Annotated in this window: 6 protein-coding genes; 3 read left to right on the top strand and 3 right to left on the bottom strand. The window is 68.6% G+C overall.

What is annotated here, in order from left to right; translation table 11 throughout:
* The first annotated feature begins 107 nt into the window (after positions 1 to 107).
* From BLW84_RS45830 to BLW84_RS45820, 3 genes are read left to right on the top strand one after another with little or no spacing between them, the layout of a single operon-like run.
* The gene (locus BLW84_RS45830; RefSeq protein WP_218157778.1) at positions 108 to 1,088 is read left to right on the top strand and encodes a thiamine pyrophosphate-dependent dehydrogenase E1 component subunit alpha; all 981 of its coding nucleotides are present in this window, start codon (positions 108 to 110) and stop codon (positions 1,086 to 1,088) included.
* Positions 1,085 to 2,098, top strand: coding sequence for an alpha-ketoacid dehydrogenase subunit beta (locus BLW84_RS45825; RefSeq protein WP_093279013.1), 1,014 nt, complete (start codon positions 1,085 to 1,087; stop codon positions 2,096 to 2,098). Before BLW84_RS45830 ends, BLW84_RS45825 begins: the two co-directional genes overlap by 4 nt.
* On the top strand, positions 2,095 to 3,252 hold the full coding sequence (locus tag BLW84_RS45820) for a 2-oxo acid dehydrogenase subunit E2 (RefSeq protein ID WP_093279012.1): 1,158 nt from the start codon (positions 2,095 to 2,097) through the stop codon (positions 3,250 to 3,252). Before BLW84_RS45825 ends, BLW84_RS45820 begins: the two co-directional genes overlap by 4 nt.
* A 208-nt stretch (positions 3,253 to 3,460) precedes the next feature.
* On the opposite strand, the gene BLW84_RS45815 is transcribed toward BLW84_RS45820, so the two are convergent.
* The 3 genes from BLW84_RS45815 to BLW84_RS45805 all read right to left on the bottom strand — a co-directional run.
* A complete protein-coding gene (locus BLW84_RS45815) occupies positions 3,461 to 4,294 on the bottom strand; it encodes an integrase core domain-containing protein (RefSeq protein WP_093279010.1) in 834 nt (277 codons plus the stop codon).
* 231 nt (positions 4,295 to 4,525) lie between these two features.
* The gene (locus tag BLW84_RS50640) at positions 4,526 to 4,942 is read right to left on the bottom strand and encodes a transposase domain-containing protein (RefSeq protein ID WP_177227083.1); all 417 of its coding nucleotides are present in this window, start codon (positions 4,940 to 4,942) and stop codon (positions 4,526 to 4,528) included.
* 436 nt (positions 4,943 to 5,378) lie between these two features.
* Positions 5,379 to 6,500, bottom strand: a 1,122-nt coding sequence (locus BLW84_RS45805) for a GRAS family protein (protein WP_218157776.1), incomplete at its 5' end; no start/stop codon positions are given.

The following is a 6,500-nucleotide window of genomic DNA, read 5'->3' as shown; positions in this document are numbered from 1 at the left end:
CCTAACGGGCACTCCACGTGACCTCGCTCCCGACTTGTACGAAAGTCAGTGACCAAGTGGGATCACCTGGTGTGCCCAGGTGGTCGAAGTTCCCTGAGGAGACGAATGTGACCAGCGCAGCACACCATCTCATCGGCGGCAGCACCACTGCGACGAGTGCCACGGCACCCCGGCCCAGGACAGGCGCGGAGCCCCTGTCGCGGCTACCGGCCGAGGACCTCGACACCCTGCTGATGATCCGTCACTTCGAACTGGCCGTGCTGGAACTGTTCTCGCAGGGTCTGCTGCACGGCACCACGCACACCTGCCTCGGGCAGGAGTACATTCCCGTCGCGCTCTACGCACTGCTGGACGAGGGCGACTACGTCTTCAGCAACCACCGCGGGCACGGCCACTACCTGGCCCGCTTCCGGGACCCGCACGGCCTGCTGGCGGAGATCATGGGGCGCGAGGGCGCCGTGTGCCACGGGGTGGGCGGCAGCCAGCACATCTACCGCGACCGCTACCTGTCCACCGGCGTACAGGGTGAGAGCCTGCCGGTGGCCGCGGGTGTCGCCCTGCACCTGCGACGGGCCGAGCCCGGACGGATCGCGGTGGTGCACATCGGCGACGGCACGTGGGGCGAAGGCGCGGTGTACGAGGCGCTCAACATGGCCCAGTTGTGGCGGCTGCCCCTGCTGGTCGTGGTCGAGAACAACAAGATCGCCCAGTCCACTCCGACCGAGCGGCAGATGGCCGGCACCATCCAGGCGCGCGCGGCGGCCTTCGGCATCCGGCACCACCACGTCACCTCTCATGATGTCGCCCGGGTGCGCCGGGAGTTGTCCGGCGTGATCGACGACATCCGCACCCAACACCAGCCCTTGGTGGTGGAGTTCACCACGAACCGCGTGGGCCCACACAGCAAGGGAGACGACTCCCGCCCCGCCGAGGTGATACGGCACGCGGCCGCGCACGACTGGTACCACCGGTACGAGGAGCAGCACCCGGAGCATTTCGCCGTGGCGGACCGGACCCAGCGACAGGCGATCGCCGAGGCCGTGCGCGAGGTCCAGGCCCGCCCCGCGTCCCGCTGGGAGCACCCATGACCAGGCCGGAGCGGGTGATCGGCAACCTCAACCGGGCCCTGCACACGCTCCTCGACAACGATCCCCGCGCCTACGTCATCGGCGAGGACATCGCCGACCCGTACGGCGGCGCCTTCAAGGCCACCCGGGGCCTGTCGGACCGCCACCCGGAACGGGTGATCTCCTCGCCGATCAGCGAGGGCGGCATCGTGGGCGTCGCCGCCGGGCTCGCCCTGACCGGCAACCACCCGGTCGTGGAAATGATGTTCTCCGACTTCGCCGCCCTCGCCTTCGACCAACTCCTGAACTTCGCCAGCAAGTCCGTGTCGATGTACGGCCGCACCGTTCCGATGAGCATGGTGGTCCGCTGCCCCACCGGCGGCAACCGGGGCTACGGGCCGACCCACAGCCAGAGCCTGCAGAAGCACTTCATCGGCATCCCCGCGCTCAGCCTGCACGAGATATCGCCGTTCCACGACAACGCGGACGTCCTCACCGCCATGCTCTCCCGCGAGCAGCCGTGCGTGCTTTTCGAGGACAAGACGCTCTACACCCGCACGCTGCACCAGGGCGGGGTCGTCGACGACCTCTTCCGGTACGAGCTGCTCGACGACCCGAGCCGGACCGCGCGCGTGTTCCCCGTGGACTGCGCTGACCCGGACTGGATCATCCTGGCCCCCGGGGGCCTGACCGAGCGAGCCGTCGCCGCCATGCGCACCCTGCTGCTGGAGGAGGAAGTCACCTGCGAACTCCTGGTGCCCTCCCGGCTCTACCCGTTCACCGTCGAACCGCTGCTCGCGACGGTGTCCCGCGCCCGCCGCATCTGTGTCGCAGAGGACAGCGCGGCAGACGGCACCTGGGGCGAAATGCTCGCCCAGCAGCTGCATGAGCACCTGTGGCGACGGCTGGCCCGCCCCGTACTGCTGCTCAGTGCCCAACCGAGCGTCATCCCCACCGCCGCCCACCTGGAGCACACCGTCCTGCTCCAGGCGACCGCACTCCGCCGCGCCCTCACGGAGGCTTCCCAGTGATCAGCGTCAAGCTGCCCACCCTCAACACCAACGACGCCAGCTACGTCTTGGTCGAATGGCTCGCCGAGCACGGCGCACGCATCAAGAAAGGGCAGCCGCTGGTGGTGATCGAGACCTCCAAGACCCAGGAAGAGATCGACAGCACCGCCGACGGCATCCTGCACACCCTTCTCGCAGGCGGCGCTGACTGCCGCCCCGGTCAGACCGTCGCCCACCTCTTCGCCTCGGCGGACGAGCGCCATGCCTACCTCTCCGCTCCGGCCGTCGACCCCACCGCACGGCCGGAGCCGGCAACCGATGCCGGCCTGACGCTCACCAAGGCGGCGCGCGCCCTCGCGGACCAGCACGGCCTGACCGACAACGAACTGCGCGGACTGGGCCGCACCGTGATCCGCGCAGCCGACATCGAAGCGCTGCTGCCACGCCCCGCGCAAGCCGGTGCCCCCACCGACCGGCAACTGTCGGCGCAGCAGCGGGCGGTGGGCGCCGTGGTCACCGAGTCGATGCGCACCATCCCGGCCGCCGCCGCCTACGCCAAGGTCGACGTCGGCCAGGCTCAGGACCTCGCCCGGCAACTGCGCCGGCGCACCGGCAGCGTCGTCTCCCTGCTCGGCCTCCTCATCAAGTCGGTGGCAGACCAACTCCCGGCGCACCCAAGCCTGTTCACCCGGCTCCTCGACGACGGCACCATCCAGCCCGCCCCCTGCGCACACGTCGCGGTGGCCGTGGACGCCGGAAAGGGCCTGTACACCCCGGTCGTACACAACACCGCCGCGCTGAGCGTCGCCCAGATCGCCGACGTGATAACAGGATTCCGCGACAAAGCCGTCCGCGGCACTTTCCGAGCCGACGAGCTCACCGGCGCCAACATCTTGATCGCTCCGCACACCGCCGACGGTGTGGTCTTCGCCACCCCCATCGTCTTCCCCGGCCAGACCTGCGCGCTCTCCCTGGGCAGCATCGACGAACAGCTCGTCCTGGACCAGCGGGGCAGGCCGGAAGCCCGCCGGTTCACGTACCTCGGTCTGGTCTACGACCATCGCGTGGTCAACGGCCGCGACGCGATGGCCTTCCTTGGCGACCTCAAACAAGCACTGGAGACACCAGCCGCCCTCGCGGCCGGTACCGAAGGCGACGAGGACGCGCCAAAGTAGGCGTGCGAGCCCCCGACCTGACAAGGGGCCTCCACGCGCGGCGCGGCAGCCGGAGCACGGCGTCCGCAGCCCACTCCTCGGCATACGACTGCGGGTGCCGGGGAAGTGATCGCTGCCTATGCACCCACCTGGTCCCTGTGATGTGTGAGGCTGGCGCGGGGCAGCGCTGGCGCAGCGGGCGCCGGTCCGGCTGGGCGTGCTCCACGCATCACCAGCTGCTGGAGGTGCGTGTCGGACAGGCGGGAGGAGACGGTCTTGAGGTGGTTGCCGTCGAGGAGGACGTGAACGCTGCGATGGTCGGCCCAGACGGTGATGAGCTGGCCGACGAAGTGCTTGCCCAACCACAGTTGCTGATGTCCGACCAGACTGGCTGATCCGACGTCGGAACGATCACGTCGATCTCCACCGCGTTGTGTAACGCGGTGTTCGACGCCGCGGGAGCTGTCGGTGGTGTGATGGGACTCGGGCCCTGTAGTTCGACATCCGCGGTGTCGACTGGTGCTGGTCGTTCCTGATCGACCTCTGTGTTCGTCTGCCGAAGGCGAGGCCGGAAAAGACTGGCGGGGGTTGCCATGTCCAGCGATTGGTGCGGCCGGTCGTGATTGTAGGACTGGATCCAGGCGTCCAGAGCATCCTGGGCTGCGTGGATGTCGGCGAACTCGTCGGCCTCGTCCAGGAGCTCGCGGCGCAGGGTTTGGTGCCAGCGCTCGATTTTTCCCGTAGTGGTGCGCGACCGGCGTTTGGTCAGCCGGTGGGTGACTCCATACTCGCGGCACGTCCGCTCGAACAGCACCTCGGCGGGGACAGGACGGGTGAACCGGCCGGTGAACTGCTTGCCGTTGTCCGTGAGCACTTCGAACGGCACACCGTAGTGACGTATTGCCGCGGTGAACGCCTCGACCACCGCGCCGCCGGTCGGGCGTTCCAGCACGGTGGCGGCGACAACGAACCGGGAGTGGTCGTCGATGGCGGTGAGGATCTTGCACTCCCGGCCGTCGGCGAGGAACACCCCGCCCACGAGGTCGAGCTGCCATAAGTGCATCGGCGCTTCCCGTTGCGATGTCTCGAGGCGTCACACGACACCCGGCGGCGGGCCGAGCGTGCGCCCGTAGTCGCGTGGAGCAGGTGGCGCCGGTCCCCTATGAGGAGCGGTCCAGCGGTCGGGCCGGCAGGTTTGTATCCAGTGCTCCATGAAGGAGTTCATCGACGGCATTCGGATGCCGCTGGTGACGACAGTGATCCCGTCGAAGGACTGAGTGTGCGGCTGGTCCGGTCAGTCAGCCTTCGGCGGCGCTCCGCAATGCCGAGAAGTTAGGGCTCGGGCTCCTCCCTCAAGCGAGTGGGCGAAAGTCTGTAGTGCCCCTGTTTGGGTCGTTCCAGGAAGCCGAGAGTGGCCCCCGCAGACGCGTCCCAGCCAGGCGCGGTTATCGGTGGTGTCCGGCATGTGCAGTGAGTGGCAGCCGTCGAAGGCCACCGTGCGTAGCCCGCGATAGCCCACGCCCGGCGTGCCGACCGAGGAGCGGAACCGCCAGGACCTCGAACAAGGCGCGAAACGGCGTCGGCCCCGGCCGGGCCCGCACACCAGTGCCATCCCCAGGTGCGGGAACAGACTCAAGGCGAGCACAAAATACACGCCGCAGAGGGATGGCAGCAGGCGCAGTCGTTGCTGGAGCCGACCGGTCTCCGTCAAGACCGGATGGCGTCCCTCCTGAACGACGGTCTGGCTATCGGGCGGCCCGGGAACCTCCGGCGCCCTGGGGATCTCGACGCACGGTCATCGTCCCCAGGGCCTCGACGGTTGCGGCGTCAGCGTCCCCCTGGCCCATTACGTGACGTTCCGGGTGGGGAATTGGCTGACCGCCGACACATGTACAGCCGTGCGCGCTTCCAGCCGCTCCTGCATACCCGGATCTCACCCAGCCATAAAGAGTGCCGGCAACGGCACGGCCCGGCCGTGCCGTTGCCGGCATCCCGCTGTTCGTCGCCTCCTGCGTGTTCACCGAGCAAGGCCGCGCGTTCGGTTGTCCGAAGGCCGCGAGCGCCACTTGACGTATGGATAAGCAACCGCGGAGAGCACAGACAGGTGCTCGGCAGGTGCGGTCAACCGCGCAGGCCCCCGGGATGCCTCATCCGGCAGGACGCGCGCCGATGACTGAGCAGACCGTGGCGTCGCGATAACCGAGCCGGACCTGCTCGGGCAGGACGCGAACCGTGAAGTCCGCGGGGAGCGAGGGTCCCGGAAGCCCCGGGGCGTCACCGTAAGGCTCGAAGCCGCAGCGGCGCAGCCGGTTGATCCAGGTAGCGGCCGCCTCGTGCCGCTCGAAACGCTGGTCGTCGGTGCGCGAGCCGACGATGTTCATGACCTCGCGGGCGAAGAACGTCTTCATGTGGTCCTTCTCCTGCCGGGTGGCAGGCGCGGCCTCGATGGCGCGAAGGATGGTGCCGAAGAACCGCCATGAGTTGAAGAACCGCTGCGGGAAGGACACCTCATGGTGGTCGGTGTCGAACTCGTTCAGCACCACCCCGCACGGGTCCAGCATGCGCAACCGCTGGAAGAACTCGTCCCGGGCGTCGTGACCGGGACTCGGGTCCTGCATGTGGTGGAGCGCCAAAGAGGCGTTGACCACCAACGGGACGTCAATACGGGACAGGCTCATCCAGTCGTCATCGTCAAGTTCCTCAGCCACCTTCGCCACGGGGAGGAAGTCCAGATCGACACCGTGCTCGGCCGTGGCCTGCCGCAGGGTGCGCTCGGCTGTGGCCAGGCTTTCCCGGTCGGGGTCGACACCGATGACCGTGCAGTGACGCAATCCCGGGTTTCCGGCCGCGAGACCGTGCAGCAGCGCGCTCTCCTGGCGGCCGTGCCCAATGCCGACCGACAGCAGGGCGAAGTCGTCCGCGGCGCCCACCTGCTCGGCGAGCAGCTCGTTGACGACCCGGCTCGTGTCCATGAACGGCAGGTGGGTGGTGAGCAGGTAGTACAGATCGATCTGCGGCTGGTCGTAGGCCTGTGTGTACAGGTTGGTCTCCGAGGGGCTGCCGTGCTCCTCGACACGGTTGACCAGTGCGGCACGGTAGAGCTCGTACGCCGCGTCCTGCGGCCGCACCTCGGGCCCGATCAGCTTCTGCAAGGTCTCCAGCGCGGGACGGGCCTGCGCGGGGCGGCCAGCGTGGATGTGGGCGACGGCGTCGCACAGCAGGGCGAACTTCTCCATGCCTGTCCGCGACAGGGGCTCCGCGCCTGTCCG

This window comes from Saccharopolyspora shandongensis (genome assembly GCF_900106995.1).
GTDB lineage: Bacteria > Actinomycetota > Actinomycetes > Mycobacteriales > Pseudonocardiaceae > Saccharopolyspora > Saccharopolyspora shandongensis.
Note: the sequence above shows the minus strand (reverse complement) of the source record. Positions and strands in the feature narration are given on the sequence as shown.

What these genes read in the sequence shown, in the direction of transcription:
- BLW84_RS45825 (WP_093279013.1), top strand. Translation starts at nt 1,085, where the DNA reads ATGACCAGGCCGGAGCGGGTGATCGGCAACCTCAACCGGGCCCTGCAC.
- BLW84_RS45815 (WP_093279010.1), bottom strand. Translation starts at nt 4,294, where the DNA reads ATGCACTTATGGCAGCTCGACCTCGTGGGCGGGGTGTTCCTCGCCGAC.